Origin of the sequence: Achromobacter aegrifaciens (assembly GCF_902859735.1) — a bacterium.
GTDB lineage: Bacteria > Pseudomonadota > Gammaproteobacteria > Burkholderiales > Burkholderiaceae_B > Achromobacter > Achromobacter aegrifaciens.
Genome location: NZ_CADIJY010000002.1, coordinates 525,117 through 547,839 on the forward strand (window position 1 = coordinate 525,117; position 22,723 = coordinate 547,839).

The following is a 22,723-nucleotide window of genomic DNA, read 5'->3' on the forward strand; positions in this document are numbered from 1 at the left end:
CGACAGGCGCCGCCCGGTACTGTCCCGGCTTGCGCCGGAACCGGCTACTTCGACTTCTGTTTCTCCATATCTTCGAAGTGTTTCTCCATAGCCTTGTTCACCCGCTCCTGCACCTGGTCCACACTGAAGCTGGCCGGCCGCTGGCTGGGCGGATAGGTAATGAAGGTCTCCAGGAACGCTGACGCCTTCATGGTGGCGATGGCCGTCAGGTAGGAGTTTTTGGCCAGCCAGTCGTTGTACTGATCCGAGGTGATGTCGGCACGCTCATACGGATCCATGCGCAGGTTGAAGATTTTCGGCACGCGCAGGCAGACGAAGGGATCCTGCCAGACGTTGAAGTTCCCCGGCGCGCGCTGTTCGCAAAACACGGCCTTCCAATCACCCCAACGCATGCCTACCAGCAAGCCGTCGTCGTTGAAGTAGAAGAACTCGTCGCGCGCACTCTTGTCCTGCTTGCCAGTCAAATAGCCCAGCTGGTTGTAGCCGTCCAGATGCACCTTGAACTTGGTGCCGCCGGCCTGCGGCGCCCAGCCGTCCAGCAGCCGTTCCTTCACGTTGGCGTCGCCGGTGGCGGCCAGCAGGGTCGGGAACCAGTCCATGCCGGATACCATGCCGCGCTTGACTTCCCCGGCGGGAATCTTGCCAGGCCAACGGACCATGGCCGGCACGCGGAACGCGCCTTCCCAGTTGGAGTCCTTTTCGCTGCGGAATGGCGTAGTGGCGGCGTCTGGCCAGGTGAAGGCATTGGGTCCGTTGTCGGTGGTGTAGACGACGATGGTGTTGTCGGCGATGCCCATGTCGTCCAGCTTCTTCAAAAGCTTGCCCACGTCCTGGTCGTGCTCCCACATGCCATCGGCGTAGTCATTGCCGGGCATGCCGCTCTTGCCCTTGTGTTCGGGCCGGATATGCGTGTAGATGTGCATGCGCGTGGTGTTCATCCACACGAAGAACGGCTTGTCTTCCTTGCCGTGCTTGTCGATGTACTCGATAGCGGCGCCAACGGTTTCGTCGTCGATGGTCTCCATGCGCTTGGTGGTCAAGGCGCCCGTGTCCTGTACCTTGCCGTCGGCCGTGGCCTTGATCACGCCGCGCGGAGAAAAGTTCTTCACGTAGGGATCGTTGGGGTCCTTGGGCCAGTACGGACGCTCGGGCTCTTCTTCGGCATTCAAGTGATACAGGTTGCCAAAGAACTCGTCGAAGCCATGGCGCGTCGGCAAGTATTCGTCGCGGTCGCCAAGATGGTTCTTACCAAACTGCGCCGTGTTGTAGCCCTGCGACTTCAAGGCCTCGGCTATGGTGATGTCGCCCTTCTGCAATCCGACCGTCGCGCCGGGTGCGCCGACCTTGGACAAGCCGGTACGCAGTGGCGATTGACCCGTGATGAAGGACGAGCGGCCTGCCGTGCAGCTGTTCTCGGCGTAGTAATCCGTGAACATCGCGCCTTCCTTGGCGATGCGGTCGATATTGGGCGTCTGATAGCCGACCACGCCGTGCGCATAGGCGCTGATATTCGCCTGCCCGATGTCGTCGCCGAAGATCACCAGGATGTTCGGCTTCTTGCCCGATGGCGCCGCCTGGCCCTGATTGGCCGCAGGCGCCTGGGTCTGCGCCTGCGCGCTTGCCAGTGCCATAAGGCCTGTTGCGGCGAAGAGCGCCGCGCTCAACAGTTTTCTTGCGTTCATCGCTTTCTCCTGACCCTCGCGGGCGGTTCCCAGTCACGTAAACGAATCACTGTGTTTCAAATGCGTATACCCTTCTCCACTCCTTTGCCATGTCTACGATTACCCAACCCTTTTGCTGCGCTTCATCCAGCGCGCGGTCCAGCCTGCCGATCTTGGAATCCCGGTCATAGGCCCATTCGCGCCGGGCGTCGGTGTGATGCACCAGGCCCGCGAAGCGCTTGCCGCTGCCGGCCGCCGTCCACTGCAGCATCTGCAGGTCGCCGTCCGAATTGCCGAAGGCGAATATGGGCTGGCGGCCGATGAACTTGTTGATGGCCACGGGCTTGCCCGGGCCGTCGTCGTTGAAGTCGAGCTTGGGCGTGCGCATCAGCACGGGCTTGCCGTCCTGCATCTGGAACTCGGTGACGAAGGTGGTGCCTATCACCTGTTCGGGCGGAATGCCGTAGACGTCCTGCGCCCAGGCCCGCATGAATTCCACTTCGCCGCCCGACACGATGTAAGTCTTGAAGCCGTTGCCGCGCAGATAGTCCAGCAGCTCCAGCATCGGCGCATAGATCATGCTGGTGTACGGCTGCTTGAAGCGCGGATGGCGGGCGGTCTTGATCCATTGCCGGACCTCCGCGCCGAAGGCCTGCGTCGTCATGTTGGTATGGGTGGCGCCCACGATCTTCAGCAGTCCTTCGGTGCCCGAGGCGGCAAGCGCCTGGCGGTCGCCTTCGATCGCGGCCTTGTAGGGTTGCTCGGTCGACCATTCGGGATGCTGCGGCGCCATGGCCTTGACCTGGTCCAGCGCGAAGATCAGCTGGAAGTACAGAGGTTGCTCGCTCCATAGCGTGCCGTCGTTGTCGAACACCGCGATGCGGTCGGCCGGCGCCACATAGTCCGGGCTGCCCTCCGTCGTGACGGCTTGCACGAATCCAAGAATGGCCTGGCGCGAAGGCCCCTCATTCCAGGAAGGCAGCGGCGTCTGCGCGCGCGCCAGCCCGGCCAGGAACAACAGGAGCAGCAGCGCGAACCAGCGGCGGGCAAGCAAAGGCGTCGTCATGGGAGATCTCCTGGAATTTCGGCGGGCGGCATGCCCGCAAGTCCGCGCGATGTTGCGGCCGGACGGGGATTCAGCGTAGGCAGGTCTTGCGCGCCGCCCTCTCGTACCGGTGCGCGCAAGGCTCGGCGCCAACGCGGGAACATCCCGCGCAATCCGCGCCAGCCGCGCGCCGCGTCCGGCTCCCGGCCATAGCAGGCTCGCAGCGCATCGTCTGCGGATTGGCGCAGCGCCGGGTCCAGGCCGGCCGTCCCCTGCGCGATCGTGGCTGCGCCGCAAGCTCGGCGCAGCCATGCGTATAGCGCGTCCATGCGCGGCTGGGGCTGCGCCAACAAGCGTCGCAAGGTCATTGCCGCATAGGGTTCGGAGGCATGCCATTGTTCGCGCCGCGCCCGCAGTCCGGCCCGCAGGCGGGCCAATGTCCGCCGCAACCAGGGCGCACCCAGCCACCAGGCCAACGCCGCCAGCGCCGCGCCCGCGGCCAGCGCCAGCCATCCTCCCGGAACGCGCACCTGCACTTGCCGGCCCATGTCGCGCAGGTCCTGTTCGACCGAGAATGGCGCCTGGTAGGCGGCGCCCGCCCGCGCTTCGAAGCGTTGCGCGGGCAGCGTGACGCGCTCTTCCTTGTTGGCCGCGACGTTCCACCAGCGGATTTCCACCGCCGGCAGTTCATGGGCGCCGCCGCTTTCGATCACATAGTCCAGGCGGTCGATGCGCTGTCCGCCGAGGAAACCGCCGCGGCTGTCGGACATCTGCGTCAATTCGGGTTCGGACGGGTACAGCTTGAGGCCCTGCACGGCGGCCGCGGCAGGCGGCGGGATCAGCATGGCCTGGGCGCCCTGGGCCTGCACGGTGATGACGCGGCTGACGTGGTCGCCGACGGCGGGAGGCTCGGCCGAATAGCGGATCTGCTGGGTCGCCTGGACCGAGTTTGCCGCCAGGACATGACCGGCTGCCCCGCCTGGCGGTCCGGCGGCGCGCGCCTCGAACGGGCGCGTCTGCGCAACCAGGGGCGCAGTCGCCTGTCCCACCTGCGCGCTGACCCGGATGGCCGGCACGCGCAGGTCGCCCGCCGCCTCGGGACTGACCAGATAGGCGTAGCGCAATCCGCTGTAGGCCACGCCGCCGATGGTGGCGCGGATGATGGTGGCCTGCCCTGACGGCCCCGACACCAGCGCGCCAGGGATGTCCAGGGCCGGCATCTGCGGGGGCTGGGTGAACCAGGTCGACGTCAACACGTCCACCTGCAGGATGGCGGTGGCGCCAGCCATCAGGTCGCCCAATGCCGCCATGCGCGCCTCGGCGTGCAGCTGCGGCCCGCCATCCGCCTGCTGGGCTCGCGCCACGCCGACGCACAGGCCCAGTTGCAGCAACAGCAGCAGGCCCAGGCAACGCAGCAGCGCGGCATGGCGGTGCATCATGGCTGCCTCCCCTGCGCCGGCGCGGCCTTGCGTGCGTCTTCGATCGCGAATTTCTGCTTCAAGAAGCCGGCCGGCGACAGGCTCAGGTTGCGCAGCCAGACCTCGTCGGACGCGGCTTGCGGCGCCTGCGTGCGGATCATCTTGCCCGCGCCCTTGTCGCTGTCCACGCGGGTCTCGTCCGGTTTCTCCGAGTCGTCGTCCTGTTGCTCGCTTTCGGCGGCGGCGATCAATCTGGCGACCAGTTCGCGGTTTTCGCGCGCCTCGGGAAAATCCGGCCGCAGGCGCAGCGCCTGGTCGTACGCCGCCAGCGCGGCGTCGTAGCTGCGCAGACGGACCTGGGTATTGCCCAGATAGAAGTCGCCTTCGGGCGTGTCCAGTTTGGCGAATGCGGCCAGCGCCGCCTGATAGTCGCCGGCGTCATAGGCGGCGCGACCCTTCCAGTAAGGATCAGCATACAAGGCGGCGGCCTCGGCATAGCGCTTGTGTTCATAGGCCCAGCGGCCCTGCTGGTCGGGCGTGAAAAAGGCGTCGGCCAGCGCGCCTGCTTCCGCGCGCGGGGTATGCAGCGTAGCCGTGGCGGCGAGCAGCAGGCAGGCCGTCCAGTTGATGTTCCAGCCGCGCCGCAGCGCCAGCAATGCCAGCAGCGCCAGCGGCCAGCACAGCCAATAGCCGGCGTCCTTCCAGTGCAGCGGCTTGTCCGCGTCCTGCACCTCCTGGAAGTGCCGTTCGGCATGCAGCGTCACCCAGTCCAGGTCCTCGTCGTTCAGGGTCAGGCTGCCCAGCGGCGCGCGGGCGGCTTGCGCCAGCTGTTTCAGCGCATCCTCGTCGAAACTACCCAGCAAGGGCCGGCCCTGCGCGTCGAGGCGCGGCTGGCCGCGGGCGTCGCGCACCACGCCGCCATCGCGCGTGCCCGCCGCCCACACCAGGATCTGGAAGGAATTGGCCCGCGCCAGGCGCTCGACTTCGGCCAGCTGGCCGGTGTCCGCGCCGTCCGTCACCAGCAGCAGGGTGCCGCCCGCCTCGCCCGCTTGCAGCAGGCTCGCGGCCAGCGAGATCGCGCCCGCTGCATCCTTGCCGGGCGCGGCGATGAGCCCGGTGGACAGGGCCTGCACGAACATGTCGGGCAAGGCGGGGTCGTCGGTCGGCGGCAACACCAGATGCGCCGAACCGGCATAGCCGATCAGGCCCGTCTTGGCGCCTGCGCGCCGTTTCAGCAGATCGCGCAGCTTGCGTTTGGCGGCCTCCAGCCGGCTGGGCGGCAGATCCGCCGCGTCCATCGAGGGCGACAGGTCGACCGCCGCGATCAGGGGCGCAAGATTGTCCAGGAAGGCCGGGCGGTCCTGCTGCCACGTCGGCCCGGCAGCGGCGAAGCCGCCCAGCGCCAGCAAGGCGGCCAGCAGTTGCGCGGGCCGCGGCCCGCGGCTGCCCTGCGTGCGCACGGTCAGGTATGGCAGCAGCGCCGGCGCGATGTTGCTGCGCCAGCCGAGCCGGCCGTCCTCGTCGCGCCGCCGCCAAAGCACAAAGGCCGCGGCCGCGACCGCCAGCAGCCACCAGGGGCGCAGGAAATGGAAGGCGCTCAGGTCGATTTCCATCCGCCCTCCTCCACGCGCGCATCCCCTTGCGGCCTGCCGCCGCGCCGCCAGCCGCCCAGCGCCGCCGCCAGATGCCAGCCAGCCAGCAGCAACAGCGCCAGGCCCAGCGGCACCCAGAAGAAATCCTGCTTCGGCTGGTGGCGCAATTCGCGCACTTCATGCGGCGTGATGCGGTCCAGTTCGGCGTAGACCTGCCGTAGCGACGTCTGGTCTTGCGCCTGGAAAAAACGGCCCCCGGTCTTGGCTGCGATCGCGCGCAAGGCGTCGAAATCGACCTTCTCCTCGCCCTGCGCCTGCGGATCGCCTATGCCCACGGTATGCACGACGATATGGCGCGCGGCCGCCATGGCCGCGGCGCGGTCCGGCGGCACGGCGCTGCCGGTATCGTTGCCGTCCGTCAGCAGGATCAGGACCTGGTCGTGTTCGCCGGCATGCTCGAACTGCTTGATCGCCACGCCGATGGCATCGCCGATGGCGGTATTGGGCCCGGCCATGCGCGTGCTTACCTGGCCGAGCAGCAGCTTGAGCGTGGCATGGTCCTGGGTCAGCGGCGCCTGGGGATAGGCGGCGGTGCCGAACACGATCAGTCCAAGCCGGTCGTCCTTGCGGCGGTCGATGAAATCGGCCACCACGGCCTTGACGCCGCTCAAGCGGTCCTCGCGGCGGCCGTCCGGCGCCACGAAGTCCTCGGTCTCCATGGATTGCGAGATATCGATGGCCAGCAGCAGGTCGCGCACCGGCTGGCGATGCTCCAGCGGCGGCTCGACCCGTTCGGGCCGCGCCAGCGCCAGGACCAGCAGCAGCCACACCAGCGCGTTCAAGGCCAGTTGCCAGCGGTCGCCGCGCACGCCGGGGCGCTGCGGCGTCTGGCCGGTGCTGCGCGCCACCGATTCGAAGAATGGAATGCGTACGGCGCTGCGCCGCTGCACATACGGCGGCAGATAGCGGTACGCCAGCCAGCCCAGCGGCAGCAGCGCCAGCAGCCAGGGATATTCAAGCCGCCACATGGTGACGCTCCATCCATTGCCGGCTGGCGGCGAACAAGGTCCGCACGCGCGCGGGGTCGATGGCCCGCAAGGTCTCGGGCGGCGCATACGCCAGCGCGCGCAGCAGCACGGCCGCGTCGGGCGGAAACACGGCCACGCCGGCATCCATGAAGGCGACCCACTCCGCGCCTTGCAGCGCGCCGACCCGGTCGCGGTCCGCTGCCGCCACCGACGACAGGCCGACGCGCTTGAGCAGATCCGGCAAGGCGCGTGCGGCCAGGGGATCCGCCTGTGCTTCGCGCCGCAGCGCTTCCAGCATGCGCAGCCCTGCGCGGCGGTAGCCATTGCGTCGGTGGCGGCGCGCCATCCGCCACGCGGCCCATGTGGCCAGCGCCAGCACCACGGCCAGCACGACCAGCCAGCCCCAGGTCTGCGGCCAGTAGCTGACCGGCTCGGGCAGCGGCAACTGACGCAGCTGTTCGATGGACGGAGCGGCGTCGGCGTTCATGCCCGGCCCCTGGCTTGCGCACGACTGGCCTGGCGGCCGAGCTCGCGGCGCAACTGCGCCACGGTGTCGTCCGCCGTATCGATGGACAAGAGCGGCACGCGGCTGCGGCGCAGCAGCTCGGCCACGTCGTGCAGGCGTCCTGAAAAGAAGTCCGACAGCGGCTCGCGTACCTGCTTGCGATCCGCGGCGACTTCGACCTGCAGCTCGCCCTGCGTCACCACCAGCCGGCCGCTCAGGGGAATGCGCAACGCCAGCGGGTCATACACCAGCGTTGCGACCACATCGTTATGCGCGGCCAGCGTGCGCAAGAGGCGCAAGGTAGCGTCATCGGCGCCGGCAAAATCGCTGATCAGGCAGACCAGGCAATCGTGCGGCGCGTGCGCCAGCGCCCCTTGCAGCGCTTCGTTCAGCCGTCCGGACGCGTCCACATCGGGTTGGTCCGCGCCCATGGACTGGCTGCGCCGCGCAATGGCGGCGAACAGGGCCTGGATGCGTTCGCGGCTGCGCAGCGGACGCACGTTGTCGATGCCCGCATCGCTGAACACCAGGCCGCCCACGCGGTCCCCCGCCAGATAGGCCATCCAGGCCGACAGCGCCGCGATGCGCGCGGCCACGACAGACTTGAAGCTGCGCACCGAACCGAAATACATGCCCATGCGCTGATCCACCACCACCAGCGCCGGACGGTCGCGCTCCTCGCTGTAGGTGCGCACATAGGGCTTGCCCAACCGCTGTGAGGCGCGCCAGTCCAGCTGGCGCAGATCGTCTCCGGGCAGATAGCGGCGCAGCTCCTCGAAGTCCAGGCCGCGCCCGCGCAGGCGCGAGCCATGCTGGCCGGCCAGAATGCTGCGCACCGGCTGGCGGCTGAAGAACCCCAGGCCGCGCGCGGCGGGTTCCAGCGCCATCAGGTCCTTGATGTGGACCTGGACTTCCGGGGAAGGAGCGGCGGAAGGCATGGCGGGCTCAGACCGGCACGGCGACCGTGTCCAGCAGCTTGTCTATCACCTGGTCCGCCGAGACGCCGTCGGCGACCGCGTCATACGACAGGTGCAGGCGATGCCGCAGCACCGGCCGGGCCACGCTGCGCACATCATCGGGCGAGACATAGTCCTGCCCCGCCAGCCAGGCGTGGGCGCGCGCCACCTTGTCCAACGCGATCGCGCCGCGCGGGCTGGCGCCGACCTGGATCCAGCGCGCCAGGTCGGCGTCATGCCCGCCCGGGTGGCGGGTGGCGTTGACCAGGTCCACCAGGTACTGGTCCAGCGCTTCGGACACGTGCACCCGGTCGACCTCGGCGCGGCAGGCGAACAGGTCCTCCTGGCTCAGCGGCGCGCCGGCGGGTTCCGCGTCCTGGCGCGACTCGCCGCGCAGCATGGCCAGCATCTGCCTTTCGCTGGCGGGGTCGGGGTAGTCCAGCACGATCTTCATGATGAAGCGGTCCATCTGCGCTTCGGGCAAGGGATAGGTGCCCTCCTGCTCTATCGGGTTCTGGGTGGCCAGCACCATGAACAATTGCGGCATGCGGTGGGTCGTGCCAGCCACGGTGATCTGGCGTTCCTCCATGGCTTCCAGCAGCGCGGCCTGCACCTTGGCGGGCGCGCGGTTGATCTCGTCGGCCAGGATCAGGTTGCCGAACAGCGGCCCCTGCTGGAACTGGATGCGGCTGGCGCCCTGCGCGTCCTGCTGCAGCACCTCTGCGCCCGTGATGTCCGAAGGCAGCAGGTCGGGCGTGAACTGGATGCGGCTCATTGCCGCGGCCAGATGCTGCGCCAGCGTCTTGACGGTGCGCGTCTTGGCCAGCCCCGGCAGGCTTTCCAGCAGCAGGTGGCCGTCGGCCAACAGGCCCAGCAGCACCTCGCGGATGACGGCGGCCTGTCCCAGCACCGCGCGCGCCATGGCGCGCTCCAGTTCCAGAATGCTGTCGCGGTTGCTCATCGGCATTTCCTCTCCTGCGTGATGCGGGCTAGCGGCTGGCGATGCCGTTCCTGGCTGTCTGGGCCAGTTTCCATTGCGCGGGCGTCATGACGGTGCGGAATCCCAGGTGCGACATGCCGTTCATCGGATCCGTGCCGCGCCGGGCGCTGGTGCGGTAGCTGATGCAATAGGTGTCGCTGCACAGGAACGAGCCGCCGCGCGTCACGCGCTTGGGCGCGGCCGGCGGCACGATGCCGTCGTCGGGGTCGTAGCTGTCGGCCGGCCCTGCCGGATCCGCGGGCGGCTGGCGGTACTGCGCCTGGATCTTGAAGGCGTCGGCGCGGTACCAGTCGGCGGTCCATTGCCAGACGTTGCCGGCCATGTCGTACAGCCCATAGCCATTGGGCGAGAAGCTGCCCACCGGCATGGTGCCGACCTGTACCTTTTCATCCTTCACCACCGGAAACGGCTGCTGTTGCTGCGTGTCCCAGATATTGGCCATGGCCTTGCCCTGCGGCAGCAGCTCCTCGCCCCAGGCATAGGTGGCCTGCTCCAGCCCGCCGCGCGCGGCCATTTCCCATTCGGATTCCGTCGGCAGGCGCTTGCCCGCCCATTTGGCATAGGCCATGGCGTCCTGGTACGACACCTGCACCACCGGGTGGTCGTCCTTGCCGGCGATGGAGCTGCCCGGTCCTTGCGGATGGCGCCAGTTCGCGCCGGGCACATAGCGCCACCAGCGCGAATAGTCGCGCAGCGAGACCTCGCTTTCGGTGCCGACGAACACCATGGCGCCGGGCACCAGCAGGCTGTCGTCCGGGCGCGGCGTGCCAGGCGGCAACTGCACCTTCAAGTCTTCCCACCGCGGCTTCTGCTCGGCCGTCGTGACGTAGCCGGTGGCCTCGACGAAGCGGCGGAACTGCGCGTTGGTCACGTCGTTCACGTCCATCCAGAAGCCGCTGACGGATACCTTGTGCGCCGGCATTTCATTGGGCTGGGCCAGTTTGTGGCTGCTGCCCATCAGGAACTCGCGCCCGGGTACCCAGGCCATGCCCGCCGGGCCGCTCTTGCCGTCGCCCAGCACCACCTTCACCGCTTCGGGCGGCCCGTCCTTGCCCATGACCACATAGGCGGTGCTGGCGCCCGCGCCCAGCACCACGCCGGCCAGCAGCAATGCGCTGGCGTAGCGTGTCTTTCCTGTTGTCTGCTTTGCCATTTCAATCACCCGAAAGCTGATGGTTCAGGCGTGGCGGTGCCGCGCCCGGGGCTGGCAGCCCCTTGAAATCGTGCTGACGTTCAGAACACCAGCGTCGCGGTCGCCATGACCGTATCGTTGCTGTCCAGACGCTTCGTGCTGCTGATCGTAGGTACCCAGCGCAGGCTGAGGGACAAGGAGCGCTTGTCCGCCAGCTTCGTGTCATAGGTCAGGATCGGGCCCAGCGCCCAGTCGCGCCCCTTGAAGCCGTTGAGCCGGTCGGCCGTCGGTCCCGAATCGCTGCCCAGTTGCTGGATGGTGCCCAGGATCAGGCCCGCGCTCACCCCGTTGCTGAAGATCTTGCGGCCCATCACGTCCATGCTGAACAGCGGCGCGTTGCGATAGTCCGTGGCGTTGTTGCGGGTGTAGAACTGGACGCCGGCCACGGTATCCAGTTGAAAACCGGATTCCGGAAATATCTTGGTGTAGGCCACCTGAGGAATGAAGGTCCAGTTGTTCAGGCTGGGGTTGGCCATGTCGTCGGCGTTGTACTTGCCGGTGGGCGCCCAGATGTTCAGGCTGAGCGCCATGTGCGAGGTTTCGGAAAAGTGATAGCCCGCGATGATGGGCGAGAAGTACAGGTCGAACAGGTTTGAGGCGGTATCGCTTTGGTCTATGCTGCGCCCGCCTGGTCCCGTCACGGTGGAATTCACCTTGGTCCAGACGTAGGGCAAGGTGAAGCTGGACGCGAAGTTCCAGCGCCCCGGCCCGGTGTCCCAGGTCTTGAGGACCGTGGCCAGGGTGAACGCGACTTTCGCGTCCAGGCCCAGCGAGGTACGGCCTCCTACCGGCACTTCGCGGCTGCCGCCCACGGTGCCGTCCAGGTAGATCTGCGACAGGTTGACGGCCCAGATAGGCTCGGGAGACACGATGCCGGCGTTGGGCTGCACGTTGGTGCCGGTGATCTGGCGGCCCAGCGCCCCTTCAGTGGCCCAGGCGGCAGACGGCAGCACCAATCCGGCCAGAACCGCCAACCACCCTGCAACTGCCGCAATCGCGCTCCGCATCCCTACACTCCGAAAGACCAGAAAAACGCTGACGGGATCAATTCCCGAAGGTGATGTTCAAGCCGGCGAACAGCGTGAACTGAGGCAGGCCCTCCCCCTTGTGCGCAACCGTCCATTGCGGTTCCGCGAACACGTTGAAGATGTTCTTCCCGACGCGCCAGGCCTTGCCCGCGCCCAGCCCCAAGGGAATGTAGTAGTCGTTCTTCTGCAGGTCGAAGGTCCAGGTTGCGGTGGACCTCAAATACCAGCCTTGCGGCAGATTGCGTATCAGGAACGGCTGGAAGGTGGCGGTGTGCACCGTGTCGCGCGCATTCTGGCCGGCGAAGGAATGCTGCCATTGCACCAGCGCGCCCAGCAGCCCTTCCTTGCTGGCATGCACCGCCACGCCGGCCAGCCCGGCGGACCATTTGCCCGCTCCCAGCTCGCTGCTGGTCGCGCTGGGCATGGTCAGCATCGGCCCAACGCCCAGGTCCACCGCGCCCTGCTGCAACAGGAAAATGTCGAACACATTGATGTCGCCCAGGCCGGTCTTGTAGCTGCCGTCGGCCTCGGGGCGCGTACTGACTGGGGCCGTGATGCGAAATATCTGCGGCACGCCGACGAGCTCGCCCGGCGCGACAGGGATCGTCGGCCGGATCAGGAAGTCGTTGGTGTGGGCGTTGCTGCCGAACAACTTCGGCGTGTAGTAATTCTGGAAATTCAACGACGCCGCCAGGTTCAGCGGGTTGTTGCTTTTGTTGGCGTCATCCGCCGACTGGGACTGGGCATGCGCAGGCTGCGCAAAGCACAGCGGCGCAGCCACCATCAGCCACGCCGCGATTCCTCTTCCACTGATTTCCTTGAATGCAGACTGCGTACTGCCCATGCGATGTACCCCGGAAAGAGATAACAAAATGCAAAGACGCGCCGTACGGAAATGCTGATTTCGGCAAACCGCGCCGAGATCCAAAGTCGTGAAATCTGTCGCAATCTTCGCACAGAGTTTTACTTTCACCAATACTGGCCATAGGCTGTGATCTATTGCTTTCAAGGCGAAGAACGGATAAGGCGCAACACACAGGCAAAAAAATGGGGATGCCTTCAGGCATCCCCATCGTGGTGCAGGCGCCGGTCGAGCGATATCAGCCGGCTTGCGGCGCCTCTGCGCGCATCAGGCTGGCGCGCACCTGGTCGATGCGCAGGCCGTCGCGGCGGGTGACCTCGAAGCGCCAATCGCGCCACTCGATCGAGTCCCCGGCGTCAGGGATCCGGCCGCCGGCGCGCAACAAGCAGCCCGCCAGCGTCGCGTCCGGGTATTCCTCGGCCAGGTCCGGCGCGTCCAGCAGGCGCGCGGCTTCAGCGACGGCCAGGCGGCCTTCCAGCAGCCAGGTTCCGTCCGCCAGCTGCAAGGCTTCGGGCTGGTCTTCCTGATGCTCGGGCAGGTCGCCCGCAACGGCGGTCAGCACGTCCATGGGCGTGATCAGGCCCTCGCACACGCCGTGTTCGTCGACCACGATCAGCATGTGCTCGCGCGAACCGCGCAGCTCGTCCAGCACCTTCAGCACCGGCATGGTTTCCATCACGTAGCGCGGCTCGCGCGCCAGCTCCACCAGGTCGATCGGGCCAGGGTTCTGCAGCAGCGGCAGCAGGTCCTTGAAGTGCAGCACGCCCAGCACATTGGACGGATCGCCCGCGCACAGCGGCAGGCGGGAGTGGCCGCTGCCGAACTTTCGCACGATGGCCTCCGGCGTATCGGCCACGTCCAGCCAGACCATGTCGCCGCGCGCCACCATGATGGAGCGCACGTCCCGCCCGCCGATGGACAGCACGCGTTCGATCATGGTGCTTTCCTCGGGCGCGAAGGCCGGTTCGCCGTCCGCGCCGTCGACCAGCGCGGCCACCTCGTCGGCCTGGCCGGCGGACTGCCCGGCGCGGCCGGCGCGCAGCAGGCGCAACACGGCCTGCGCGGTGCGCTGGCGGCGGCCCAGGGCGTGCGTGCCTTTCACGCGATTGCGGCGCGCCAGCTGATTGCACAGCTCGATCAGGATCGAGAAGCCGATCGCGGCATACAGATAGCCCTTGGGCACGTGGAAGCCCAGGCCTTCGGCCACCAGGCTGAAGCCGATCATCAGCAAGAGGCCCAGGCACAGGATCACCACGGTCGGGTGGCGGCCCACGAAAGCCATCAGCGGGCGGCTGGCCAGCATCATCACGGCCATGGCCACGATCACCGCGATCATCATGATGCTGAGGTCCTGCACCATGCCCACGGCGGTAATCACCGAGTCCAGCGAGAACACCGCATCCAGCACCACGATCTGCAGGATCACCTGCCAGAACACGGCATGCTGCGGCTTCTGGCCTTGCTCGTGGCTGGCGCTGCCTTCCACGCGTTCATGCAGCTCCATGGTGCCCTTGAAGAGCAGGAACAGGCCGCCCAGTATCAGGATCAGGTCGCGTCCGGAGATCTCAGCGCCCAGCAGCGTGAACATGGGTTCGGTCAGCGTGACCACCCATGCGATGCTCGCCAACAGGCCCAGGCGCATCACCATCGCCAGCGTCAGGCCGATCAGCCGCGCGCGGTTGCGCTGTTCGGGCGGCAGCTTGTCGGCCAGGATGGCGATGAACACCAGGTTGTCGATACCCAGCACAATTTCAAGCACGACCAGGGTCGCCAGGCCCAGCCAGGCGGTGGGGTCGGACATCCAATCGAAAATCATCGAGATTCCATGCAAATCGGGACCGTGCGCCACGCGGCGCCGGACAGGATCAAAGGGAATGCGCCGCGGATGCGGACACGAGACTCAGTGCGGGCGCGAACGGCCCCAGGGACGGCCGGCGGAGCGCGGCCGCCCAGGCGCGGCGTGGCCGCGGCGGCGAACATGGAATCGGCTTGCGGGCTGCGCGCCCGGGCCGTGGCGGGAAGATGGGGCATCGGGCGCCGGCTTGCTTGCGGCGCCCTGCTAGAGGGTGGGTCTTCAGTCATAGATGGCGGACGGCTCAGGCTGCCGGGGCAGCAAACGGATAGAGCGCCCGCCTTGCTCTCTTTCTTACGGGAAACTGAATACTACATGAATCCGGTCTCTCCCGCATCCGAGGATCCCCAGGCAATGCCATGCTGCGGACTCGCTTCTTTGCGGCATTTTTACTGGTGTTTACCCTAGGTCGACGATATACTGCGGGCACCTTCAACTCACCAGAGATCAATGTGGACAACGACGGATGTAGTCGGAACACGACTGCAAGCGCCGCTTGACGCAGGATCCGCGGAAATAGTCCGCGCCGGTCCTGCCTGAAAGCCAGGACCCGGCTCTTCGGTCCCCGACGCGGGACCGCCAGCCCTCTCCCCTACTGCTTGCCGACGCGATGCGTTGCGCCTTGTTGCGCGCGCCTGCGCATCGGCCACGCGGCGCATGCATGTGGACCTTCCACCGTACTCCCCGCTAAGGAGACGATCATGCGTATCAAGCAATTCCTGCCCTTCCCGGACCGGACCGGCGCGGCCGCGCCCATGGCGGTAGCGCCCAAGACGGCCTCTTCCACTTACCAATTCACCATCGTGAGCCTGGGCGACACGCTCAACGCGCTGCGCAAGCAGCTCTATTACGAACTGCGCGACCTGGACCTGCGCGTGCAGGCGGTGCGGATCTCGCGCGCCGAATCGGGTCAGTTGGCGTCCACCGTCGTCACGCTGCAATGCCCGCCGCATCTGCGCAATCTGCTGGGCGCGGTCGCCTTGCGGCTGGGCCAGAGCCCGGACGTGCGCCGGGTGCACTGGGAATGCGAGTCCGGCGCGGCCATCGCCGTGCTGCCCGCCTGACGCCAACGCGGCCGGGAGGCTGTCATGAAAGATCCGTACAAAACCCTGATGATTGCGCGCGTCGTCCTGCTGGCGCTGATCTGGCTGGCCGGACTGCTGCTGGTCCTGGCGTCGGTCTGGCGCCTGCCCTGAGCCCGTCCGCGCCCATCCATAACATGCTGTAGAAGAAGGGAGAGAAGAAGATGAAGAACTTCGAAAACATCCAATTCATCACGCTGGCCAATACCCTGGTGAGCCTGTTGACCGCGTTCGTGCTGGGCTCCGTGGTGGGCTTTGAGCGCCAGTTCCGCCAGCGCACGGCCGGCCTGCGCACCAATGTGCTGGTGGCGGTGGGCGCCGCCATCTTCGTGGACCTGGCGTTTCGCGTGGGCGGCGCCGATGGCGGCTCGCGCGTCATTTCCTACGTGGTCTCGGGCGTGGGGTTCCTGGGCGCCGGCGCCATCATGCGCGAAGGCGGCAGCATCCGCGGCCTGAACACCGCCGCCACGCTGTGGGGCTCCGCCGCCATCGGCGCCTGCGCGGGCGCATCGTTGATCCTGGAAGCGGTCGCCGCTACCGCCTTCGTGCTGGCGGCGAACACCTTGCTGCGCCCGGTCGTCAGCTACGTCAACCGCCAGCCGGTCGACTCGCAGACCACCGAAGTCACGACCGTGATACATGTAATTGCGAACGTGGAGCAGCGGCAGGCGGCCATGACAGTGCTGGAGGACGTGCTCGAAACCGAACAGCTGCCCCTGTCCGAACTGAAGATAGACCAGTTCGGCGAGAACGAAGTCGAAATCGAGGCGGCATTGAGCGAAGCCTCGGTCGACGAGCTGGACCTGGACCGCGTGACCGCCAGCATCGCGGCCTCGCCCGCCGTGCGCACCGCCTTCTGGGCCGCCCGCACGGTATAGCGTTGCGCGGCTCAGGCCGCCTGACGCAACGCGGCCGAGGCTGGATCCCAGCGCCGACCCGGCACGGCGGCAAGCAGCGCCTGCGTGTAGGGATGCGCGGGCTGGCCGAAGACCTGGGCGCAGGCCCCCGCTTCCACCACCCGTCCATTCTGCATCACCGCGATATCGTCGCAGATTTGCGCGGCTACGCGCAGATCGTGCGTGATGAAGAGGACGGACAGGCCCAATTGCTCGCGCAGCCGCGCCAGCAGCGCCAGCACCTGCGCCTGCACCGACACGTCCAGCGCCGATACGGGCTCGTCCGCAATCAGCACGCGCGGCCGCATGGCCAGCGCGCGCGCCAGTCCGATGCGCTGACGCTGCCCGCCCGAGAACTCATGCGGATAGCGCCGCACGGCGTCCGGCGACAAGCCCACCAGTTCAAACAGTTCCTGTGCGCGCGCCAGCGCTTCCCGCCTGGGCGTGCCGTGCACGATCGGGCCGCGCGCCACGATTTCGCCGACGCGCTGGCGCGGATTCAATGAACCATAGGGATCCTGGAACACCATCTGCACCCGCCGCGCATGCTCGCGCCGTGCTGCGCCGCCATGGAGCGCCAGGGGCGCGCCGGCCAGCGTGATGCGGCCTGCGTCCGGCGGCGCCAGGCCCTGCAAGGCGCGCGCCAGCGTGGATTTGCCCGACCCGCTTTCGCCCACGATGCCCAGCGTACCGCCCTCCTTCAGTGCCAGCGTCACGTCGTCCAGCGCCCGCGTTTCGCGCCCCGGGCGGCCGAACCAGCCGCGCTTGCGGTAGGTCTTGGAGACGGCTTGCGCGCTCAGGATGATGGGCGCATCGCCCCGCAGTTCCGGCCGGACCGCGGCCGGCGCCAGCGGCGGCACCGCTGCGATCAAGGCGCGCGTGTAGGGATGCCGCGGATGCTCCAGCACCTGCCGCGCCGCGCCGCTTTCCACCAGCACGCCGCGCTGCATCACCGCGACGCGGTCGGCAATCTCGGCGACCACGCCGAAGTCGTGCGTAATGAACAGCACGGCCGTGCCCTTGCGGCGCTGCAAGTCGTGGATCAGATGCAGGATCTGCGCCTGCGTGGTGACGTCCAGCGCGGTGGTCGGTTCATCGGCGATCAGCAAGGCGGGTTCCAGGGCCAGCGCCATGGCGATCATGGCGCGTTGGCGCTGGCCGCCTGACAATTCATGCGGATAGGCGCCCAGCGCCCGTTGCGGGTCCGGCAGCCGCACGGACTCCAGCAGGTCCAGCGTGCGGCGCCGGATCTCGGCGCGTCCCAGGCGGGTATGGGTGCGGAACACTTCCGCGATCTGGTCGCCGATGGTGCGCAGCGGATTGAGCGCCGTCATCGGTTCCTGGAAGATCATGCCGATGCGCTGGCCGCGCAGCCGGCGCAAGGCCTCGGGCGCCAGCCGCAGCAGATCCTGCCCTTCCCACAGCACCTGGCCGGCGCTGGCGCGCACGTCCTGGGGCAGCAGCCCCAGGACCGCGCCGGCCGTCAGCGATTTGCCGGAGCCGCTTTCACCCACCACACAGACGATTTCGCCCGCGCTGATGTTCAGCGACAAGTCCTGCAGCGCATGCGGCCGGTCGGCGCCGGGCGGCAGGTCCACGGTCAGGTTCTGGATGCGCAGCAGTTCGGTCATGGGTCGTCCACCAGGAAGAAGCTTCGGATCGTAGGCCTGGCCTGCACGGATGAGAACTGCGCATCTCGCATTTGCTCATTCGGTTTGTGACGCAACAAGCCTGGCGCCACCCCGGCGGTTACGCCTCTTTACGTTTTGGGAACGCGGATTGCTCCGCTGTGCGGATCGACCCATCCGGAGCATCCATGCCCTCCTCCCGCTACATCGATGCCACCACGCTGACCGTGTTGACCGTGAACACGCACAAGGGCTTCACCAGCTTCAACCGCCGCTTCATGCTGCACGAACTGCGCGAGGCGCTGAGGATGGCGAACCCCGACATCGTTTTCCTGCAGGAAGTGCTGGGAGAACACCAGGGGCACGCGGAACGGCACCAGGGCTGGCCCGCCTTGTCCCAGTACGAATTCCTGGCTGACTCGCTGTGGACGGATTTTGCCTACGGCCGCAACGCGGTCTACCCGGCGGGACATCATGGCAATGCGCTGCTGTCGAGGTATCCCATTGAACAGCACGAGAACCATGACGTGACGGTGCATGGACACGAAGGCCGCGGACTATTGCACTGCGTGCTGCGGGTGCCCTCGCTGGATATGCCCGTCCATGCCATATGCGTGCACCTGGGCCTGCTCGAAGGCCACCGGGGCAAGCAGCTGCGCCGCCTGTGCGAGCTGGTGGCGCAAGGCGTGCCCGCTGGCGAACCGCTGCTGATCGCGGGCGACTTCAACGACTGGCGCCTGCGCGCCGACGCACTGATGCGGGATTGCGGCACACGCGAGGTCTTCACGTCGCGCCTGGGCCGCCCCGCCCGCACGTTTCCGGCGCGCTGGCCCCTGTTGCGGCTGGACCGCATCTACGTGCGCAACGTCCGGGATTGGCAACCAGTGCCGCTGGCCTCGCGGGTCTGGTCGCGCCTGTCCGACCATGTGCCGATCTGCGCGGAGATCTCGCTATGAACCTGCGCTGGCGCGAGAACAACCGCTATACCCTGCTGGAGAATGGCACGGGCTACTTTCCGGCCGTGCTCGATGCGATCGCCGCGGCGCGCGGCGAAGTGCTGGTGGAAACCTTCATCCTGTTCGACGACGCCGTGGGGCAGGAATTCCAGCGCGCCCTGATCGCCGCGGCCCGCCGCGGCGTCAGCGTGGACCTGACGGTGGACGGCTATGGCTCGGACGAGCTGGACGGCGCCTTTGTCGGCGCCATGACCGAAAGCGGCATCCGCGTCCACGTATTCGATCCCCGCCCGCGCTTTCTCGGCGTGCGCACCAATGTGTTCAGGCGCATGCACCGCAAGATCGTGGCGGTGGATCGTCAGATGGCCTTTGTCGGCGGCATCAATTTTTCCGCTGATCACCTGCCGGACTACGGGCCCCAAGCCAAGCAGGACTATGCGGTGCTGGTGGAGGGACCGCTGGCCGCGGACATCGCGGACTACGCGCGCGAGGCGCTCGCGGTGGATGCGTGGACCCGCAAGCGGCGGCGGCCGGCGCGTCTGGATCCCATGCCGGAGGGCGACGGCGGCGGCCGTCTGGTGGTGCGCGACAACATCGAGCACCAGACGGACATCGAACGTTATTACCGTGCCGGCGTGCGCGCCGCGCGCGAAGACGTGCTGATCGCCAACGCCTACTTTTTCCCTGGTTATCAGTTGCTGCACGATCTGGCCAACGCCGCTCGCCGCGGCGTGCGCGTACGGTTGCTGCTGCAAGGCGAACCCGACGTGCTGGTCGCGCGGCTGGCGGCGTCCATGCTGTATGACTATCTGATCGATGCAGGCGTCGAGATCTATGAGTACTGCAAGCGTCCGCTGCACGGCAAGGTGGCCTGCGTGGACCGCGACTGGAGCACCATCGGCTCCAGCAACCTGGACCCGCTCAGCCTGGCGCTGAATCTGGAGGCCAACGTGGTGGCGCGCGACGCCGGTTTGAACGCCGCGCTGCGCCGCAGCCTGGACCGGCTCATCGAACAGGATTGCCGGCGCATCGAGCTGCCCGAGGGATCCAGGCGGCGCTTGCGGCGGCTGTGGATCGGCGTGGTGGTATTCCATTTCCTGCGGCGCTTTCCCGCCTGGGCCGGCAGCCTGCCCGCGCACAAGCCCCGCCTGAAGTCGCTGCCCATCGCGGCGCAAGAGGAGTCGGCATGAGAGTGTTCCGCTCCACGCTGACGCGCGCCTGGCGCCACCGCTGGCCGCGAGTCAAGCGTGCCTTGCCTGTGATCGTATTGGCGTTGGTGGCGGCGCTGCTGTACTACTTTGGCCGTTCGATCGACTGGGCCCAGGTCTGGGTCGCCATGCGCAGGATACCGCCGGGGACGATAGCCATCGCCGCTGCGCTGGTCGTGGCGGGCTACCTGGCGTATGGCGCCCTGGACCTGCTGGGCAAGCGCTACACCCGCCATACCCTGCCCTGGGCCAAGGCCCTGGGGGTGGCCATGATGAGCTACGCCCTGAACCTGAGCCTGGGCGTCCTGCTCGGAGGCCTGGGCGCGCGCCTCAGGCTGTACGCCCGGCTGGGCTGCCGCAAGTCGGTGGCGACCCGGGTGGCCCTGTTTTCCGCGGTCTCCAACTGGGTAGGTTACGCGTGGGTTGCTGGCGCGCTGTTCGTCGCGGGCGCCGTGCCCGTGCCGCAGGGCTGGGCCATCGGTTCGAATCTGCTACGCGTGCTGGGTGCGGCGCTGTTGTTGCTGGCGGCCGGCTACGTGGCGGTATGTGCGCGGGCCACGCGGCGGTCCTGGACCTTGATGGGACAGCACGCCGTGTTGCCCCGCGCCGGCATGGCGGCGGCGCAGAGCGCGGTTGCGGCATTGTCGTGGGTGATCATGGGCGCCATCATCCACCTGCTGCTGCAGGGCAAGGCCAGTTATCCCGCGGTGCTCGGCATCCTGCTGTGCGCCAGCTTCGCGGCCTTGATCATCCGCGTGCCGGGCGGGCTGGGCACGACAGAAGCCATCTTCGTGGCCACGCTCGCGCCAGGAATCCCGGCCCCCGAGGTGCTGGGCGCGGTATTGGCCTACCGCGCGCTATATGCGTTCGCGCCTTTGTTCCTGGCGCTGGCAGCCTTTGGCGTGATGGAGGTGAAGCTCAGGCGCCGGCGCGCGCACGCGGGGGGCCACGCTCAGCCCGCCGCGGACGGCGGCCGCGGCAACAACACGGGCCAGTCGTTCAAGGTTTAGGCGTGAGCAGGTCCGACAAGGCATTGCCCAATTCCTTCACCGCGCCGGTGACGCCTTCGGCCGCGCCCTCGGCGCCCACCCCGATCGCATGGCTGAAGCCCTGAGCCACCTGGGCGGCAAAGCCGCGCGTGACGGAAAACTTGGGATTGTCCAGGTCGCCCGCCAGGGCAAAGTCGAAGCGCAGCGTGCCGCTCTGGTCCTTCAGCGCCGCCAGCACCGCCTTGCGCGGCAAGGAAAACAGGTCGCCGTTGCCGCCAAAGCGCAAGCCGCGCAGGGCCACGGTACCCGTGGCCTGCAGTTGCCGCTTGGCGATGGCGGTACGCATGTCCAGGTCCATGGCGCCCGCAGCCAAGGACGTGGCGCCGTTGTCCGCAAGGTACGGCGCGGCATGCTGGATGTCCATGTTGCGCACCGCCACCTTGATGTCGGCATCCGTGCTGCCCAGCACCAGCCAACCTTGCGCCCGTACCGTGGCCGCGCCGTTGCGGTTGCCTTCGACATTGCCGGAGAATTCCATCTCGCTGCGCGCGCCGTCGCCGGGGAGGGTCAGCGGACGCAGGCTCGCCTGGACGCCAGAAAACGGGATCCGATGCGCGGGCCGGGAGACCGCCGCGTCCTCGAAATCCAGCCGGCCGTCGCGCAGGATCAGTTGCGCGATGCGGATCGGAGTATTGCGCCGGGATTGGCCGTCATTGCCTGCGCCGGCCCGCAAGGAAGACTGCAAGGCGGGCGCGATGTCCATGTCGCCATTCGCCCTGCGCACCACGGTGAAGTCGAAGCCTTCGATGATGACGGTCTTGAAGACGGTCTCGTGCCGCAGAAAGGCAGACCACTCCGGCTCCAGGATCACGTGCCGCGCGCGGGCGCTGGCCTGCCCCGTGCCGCCAGATATCGTCACGTCCTTCAGGATCACCTGCCGGTAGCCGATATCCACCTGTCCCACCTCGCCGCGCGGCCCCAGCATGTTGGCGATGCGCTGCTCGGCGATGCGCAGGGCGGCGAACGCCAGCACGACGGCCACGGCCGCGATCAGGGTTACGACCGCGAAGGCTTTCCCCCATAGCGATCTGCGGCGTGGCGCGGCTGGGTCGAGGTTCATCGTGGATTCCGGTGTTGCGGCGCAATCCGAGCATGGTCCTGGAAACGCCCCGCCCCATCAATGGGCAAAAAGGATTAGGCGCTCAGCGGCGCTTATGGTCGGACATGAGGCACACCCCCGCCAGTACGCCGATCAGCGCCGCGCCCGCCAGGCTCTTCCAGGCGTTTTCGTGGACGTACTCGTCGGCGGCATGGGAGGCATGCCTGGCGCGGTCCCAGGCCGCCCGTTCCCAGCCCTTGGCGTGTTCGCGGGCAGCCTCCAGTTGGTGCTTGAGGCTGTCGCGCGCCGATTCGATCTCGGATCCGCCGTAGCTCGCCGTGCTGCGCAAGAGCGCCTCGGTGCCGGAGATCAGCTCGCGCATCGTGCGCGTGGCGTTGTCGGCCGGTTGAAACATGTCCCGCAATCCATGGTGCTTGTTCATACGTGCTCCTCGTGAAAAAAATGTGCCGCGGAAGGCCGCGGTCCGTCAAAGCCTGTCGATTCCCGGCGTCTGCTGGGGATCCAGTCCCGGCATGGGGTTGGGCAGGCTGTCGGGCGGCCAACGGCCGTGCCGGTCGGTCTCATGCCCGCCAGGGTCGGGGTTGGACTGTTCGGCGGGATGCTGCTCCGGACCCGGTTGCTTGGGGTCCGCGGGCCGGGCGGGCCCGGAAGGTTTGGACTTGGTCATGGCATGCTCCTGAACGACGGAATGCGATCGATGCGGCC

At 67.5% G+C, this 22,723-nt stretch carries 21 protein-coding genes; 5 read left to right on the forward strand and 16 right to left on the reverse strand.

What is annotated here, in order from left to right; all coding sequences use genetic code 11:
- Positions 1-44: 44 nt before the first annotated feature.
- The 12 genes from HV766_RS08390 to HV766_RS08445 all read right to left on the reverse strand — a co-directional run bounded on the left by HV766_RS08390 (position 45) and on the right by HV766_RS08445 (position 14,103).
- A complete protein-coding gene (locus HV766_RS08390) occupies positions 45-1,682 on the reverse strand; it encodes an arylsulfatase (RefSeq protein ID WP_175180961.1) in 1,638 nt (545 codons plus the stop codon).
- A 46-nt stretch (positions 1,683-1,728) separates the two neighbouring features.
- Positions 1,729-2,727, reverse strand: coding sequence for an HAD family hydrolase (locus HV766_RS08395; RefSeq protein WP_054454320.1), 999 nt, complete (start codon positions 2,725-2,727; stop codon positions 1,729-1,731).
- On the reverse strand, positions 2,724-4,145 hold the full coding sequence (locus HV766_RS08400; RefSeq protein WP_175180962.1) for a BatD family protein: 1,422 nt from the start codon (positions 4,143-4,145) through the stop codon (positions 2,724-2,726). The genes HV766_RS08395 and HV766_RS08400 overlap by 4 nt, the downstream gene beginning before the upstream one ends.
- Positions 4,142-5,737 (reverse strand): VWA domain-containing protein, encoded by a 1,596-nt coding sequence (locus HV766_RS08405; RefSeq protein ID WP_175180963.1) that lies wholly within the window; start codon positions 5,735-5,737, stop codon positions 4,142-4,144. The genes HV766_RS08400 and HV766_RS08405 overlap by 4 nt, the downstream gene beginning before the upstream one ends.
- On the reverse strand, positions 5,722-6,744 hold the full coding sequence (locus tag HV766_RS08410) for a VWA domain-containing protein (RefSeq protein WP_175180964.1): 1,023 nt from the start codon (positions 6,742-6,744) through the stop codon (positions 5,722-5,724). Before HV766_RS08410 ends, HV766_RS08405 begins: the two co-directional genes overlap by 16 nt.
- Positions 6,731-7,231 carry a DUF4381 domain-containing protein gene (locus HV766_RS08415; RefSeq protein ID WP_175180965.1) on the reverse strand — a complete coding sequence of 167 codons (501 nt, stop codon included), beginning with the start codon at positions 7,229-7,231 and terminating at the stop codon, positions 6,731-6,733. Before HV766_RS08415 ends, HV766_RS08410 begins: the two co-directional genes overlap by 14 nt.
- Positions 7,228-8,187, reverse strand: a complete 960-nt coding sequence (locus HV766_RS08420) for a DUF58 domain-containing protein (RefSeq protein WP_054454310.1) — start codon at positions 8,185-8,187, stop codon at positions 7,228-7,230. The genes HV766_RS08415 and HV766_RS08420 overlap by 4 nt, the downstream gene beginning before the upstream one ends.
- A gap of 7 nt (positions 8,188-8,194) precedes the next feature.
- Positions 8,195-9,166 (reverse strand): AAA family ATPase, encoded by a 972-nt coding sequence (locus tag HV766_RS08425; protein ID WP_175180966.1) that lies wholly within the window; start codon positions 9,164-9,166, stop codon positions 8,195-8,197.
- Positions 9,167-9,194: 28 nt separating this feature from the next.
- Positions 9,195-10,358, reverse strand: a complete 1,164-nt coding sequence (locus tag HV766_RS08430; RefSeq protein WP_054454307.1) for a formylglycine-generating enzyme family protein — start codon at positions 10,356-10,358, stop codon at positions 9,195-9,197.
- Between the two features lie 80 nt (positions 10,359-10,438).
- On the reverse strand, positions 10,439-11,404 hold the full coding sequence (locus HV766_RS08435) for a SphA family protein (RefSeq protein ID WP_175180967.1): 966 nt from the start codon (positions 11,402-11,404) through the stop codon (positions 10,439-10,441).
- Between the two features lie 37 nt (positions 11,405-11,441).
- A complete protein-coding gene (locus HV766_RS08440) occupies positions 11,442-12,269 on the reverse strand; it encodes a hypothetical protein (RefSeq protein WP_225591366.1) in 828 nt (275 codons plus the stop codon).
- Between the two features lie 256 nt (positions 12,270-12,525).
- Positions 12,526-14,103, reverse strand: a complete 1,578-nt coding sequence (locus tag HV766_RS08445) for a TerC family protein (RefSeq protein WP_175180968.1) — start codon at positions 14,101-14,103, stop codon at positions 12,526-12,528.
- Between the two features lie 737 nt (positions 14,104-14,840).
- Between HV766_RS08445 and HV766_RS08450 the strand changes: the two genes are divergently transcribed.
- Entirely contained in the window at positions 14,841-15,203 is a 363-nt protein-coding gene (locus HV766_RS08450; RefSeq protein ID WP_175180969.1) for a hypothetical protein, read from the forward strand.
- 182 nt (positions 15,204-15,385) lie between these two features.
- Positions 15,386-16,099, forward strand: coding sequence for an MgtC/SapB family protein (locus HV766_RS08455; protein WP_119449206.1), 714 nt, complete (start codon positions 15,386-15,388; stop codon positions 16,097-16,099).
- 11 nt (positions 16,100-16,110) lie between these two features.
- On the opposite strand, the gene HV766_RS08460 is transcribed toward HV766_RS08455, so the two are convergent.
- Complete coding sequence (locus HV766_RS08460; RefSeq protein ID WP_175180970.1) at positions 16,111-17,748, reverse strand: ABC transporter ATP-binding protein; 1,638 nt, start codon at positions 17,746-17,748, stop codon at positions 16,111-16,113.
- A gap of 185 nt (positions 17,749-17,933) precedes the next feature.
- Between HV766_RS08460 and HV766_RS08465 the strand changes: the two genes are divergently transcribed.
- From HV766_RS08465 to HV766_RS08475, 3 genes are read left to right on the forward strand one after another with little or no spacing between them, the layout of a single operon-like run.
- Positions 17,934-18,701, forward strand: coding sequence for an endonuclease/exonuclease/phosphatase family protein (locus tag HV766_RS08465; RefSeq protein ID WP_175180971.1), 768 nt, complete (start codon positions 17,934-17,936; stop codon positions 18,699-18,701).
- Positions 18,698-19,891: a cardiolipin synthase ClsB gene (gene clsB / locus HV766_RS08470; RefSeq protein WP_119449204.1), complete on the forward strand. Its 1,194-nt coding sequence runs from the start codon at positions 18,698-18,700 to the stop codon at positions 19,889-19,891. The genes HV766_RS08465 and clsB overlap by 4 nt, the downstream gene beginning before the upstream one ends.
- On the forward strand, positions 19,888-20,919 hold the full coding sequence (locus HV766_RS08475) for a lysylphosphatidylglycerol synthase domain-containing protein (protein ID WP_054454290.1): 1,032 nt from the start codon (positions 19,888-19,890) through the stop codon (positions 20,917-20,919). Before clsB ends, HV766_RS08475 begins: the two co-directional genes overlap by 4 nt.
- On the opposite strand, the gene HV766_RS08480 is transcribed toward HV766_RS08475, so the two are convergent.
- From HV766_RS08480 to HV766_RS08490, 3 genes are all read right to left on the reverse strand, one after another.
- Positions 20,909-22,018 (reverse strand): DUF748 domain-containing protein, encoded by a 1,110-nt coding sequence (locus HV766_RS08480; RefSeq protein WP_119449203.1) that lies wholly within the window; start codon positions 22,016-22,018, stop codon positions 20,909-20,911. The two genes, HV766_RS08475 and HV766_RS08480, sit on opposite strands and share 11 nt — an antisense overlap.
- An 82-nt stretch (positions 22,019-22,100) precedes the next feature.
- Positions 22,101-22,439 (reverse strand): ElaB/YgaM/YqjD family protein, encoded by a 339-nt coding sequence (locus HV766_RS08485; protein ID WP_054454286.1) that lies wholly within the window; start codon positions 22,437-22,439, stop codon positions 22,101-22,103.
- 45 nt (positions 22,440-22,484) lie between these two features.
- Positions 22,485-22,685 (reverse strand): hypothetical protein, encoded by a 201-nt coding sequence (locus HV766_RS08490; protein ID WP_054454284.1) that lies wholly within the window; start codon positions 22,683-22,685, stop codon positions 22,485-22,487.
- Between the last annotated feature and the right edge of the window lie 38 nt (positions 22,686-22,723).

Coding starts and splice junctions, on each gene's coding strand:
- HV766_RS08400 (WP_175180962.1), bottom strand. CDS start 4,145: ATGATGCACCGCCATGCCGCGCTGCTGCGTTGCCTGGGCCTGCTGCTG.
- HV766_RS08410 (WP_175180964.1), bottom strand. CDS start 6,744: ATGTGGCGGCTTGAATATCCCTGGCTGCTGGCGCTGCTGCCGCTGGGC.
- clsB (WP_119449204.1), top strand. CDS start 18,698: ATGAACCTGCGCTGGCGCGAGAACAACCGCTATACCCTGCTGGAGAAT.
- HV766_RS08395 (WP_054454320.1), bottom strand. CDS start 2,727: ATGACGACGCCTTTGCTTGCCCGCCGCTGGTTCGCGCTGCTGCTCCTG.
- HV766_RS08415 (WP_175180965.1), bottom strand. CDS start 7,231: ATGAACGCCGACGCCGCTCCGTCCATCGAACAGCTGCGTCAGTTGCCG.
- HV766_RS08490 (WP_054454284.1), bottom strand. CDS start 22,685: ATGACCAAGTCCAAACCTTCCGGGCCCGCCCGGCCCGCGGACCCCAAG.
- HV766_RS08465 (WP_175180971.1), top strand. CDS start 17,934: ATGCCCTCCTCCCGCTACATCGATGCCACCACGCTGACCGTGTTGACC.
- HV766_RS08390 (WP_175180961.1), bottom strand. CDS start 1,682: ATGAACGCAAGAAAACTGTTGAGCGCGGCGCTCTTCGCCGCAACAGGC.
- HV766_RS08445 (WP_175180968.1), bottom strand. CDS start 14,103: ATGATTTTCGATTGGATGTCCGACCCCACCGCCTGGCTGGGCCTGGCG.
- HV766_RS08420 (WP_054454310.1), bottom strand. CDS start 8,187: ATGCCTTCCGCCGCTCCTTCCCCGGAAGTCCAGGTCCACATCAAGGAC.
- HV766_RS08425 (WP_175180966.1), bottom strand. CDS start 9,166: ATGAGCAACCGCGACAGCATTCTGGAACTGGAGCGCGCCATGGCGCGC.
- HV766_RS08455 (WP_119449206.1), top strand. CDS start 15,386: ATGAAGAACTTCGAAAACATCCAATTCATCACGCTGGCCAATACCCTG.
- HV766_RS08475 (WP_054454290.1), top strand. CDS start 19,888: ATGAGAGTGTTCCGCTCCACGCTGACGCGCGCCTGGCGCCACCGCTGG.
- HV766_RS08430 (WP_054454307.1), bottom strand. CDS start 10,358: ATGGCAAAGCAGACAACAGGAAAGACACGCTACGCCAGCGCATTGCTG.
- HV766_RS08405 (WP_175180963.1), bottom strand. CDS start 5,737: ATGGAAATCGACCTGAGCGCCTTCCATTTCCTGCGCCCCTGGTGGCTG.
- HV766_RS08440 (WP_225591366.1), bottom strand. CDS start 12,269: ATGGGCAGTACGCAGTCTGCATTCAAGGAAATCAGTGGAAGAGGAATC.
- HV766_RS08435 (WP_175180967.1), bottom strand. CDS start 11,404: ATGCGGAGCGCGATTGCGGCAGTTGCAGGGTGGTTGGCGGTTCTGGCC.
- HV766_RS08450 (WP_175180969.1), top strand. CDS start 14,841: ATGCGTATCAAGCAATTCCTGCCCTTCCCGGACCGGACCGGCGCGGCC.
- HV766_RS08460 (WP_175180970.1), bottom strand. CDS start 17,748: ATGACCGAACTGCTGCGCATCCAGAACCTGACCGTGGACCTGCCGCCC.
- HV766_RS08485 (WP_054454286.1), bottom strand. CDS start 22,439: ATGAACAAGCACCATGGATTGCGGGACATGTTTCAACCGGCCGACAAC.
- HV766_RS08480 (WP_119449203.1), bottom strand. CDS start 22,018: ATGAACCTCGACCCAGCCGCGCCACGCCGCAGATCGCTATGGGGGAAA.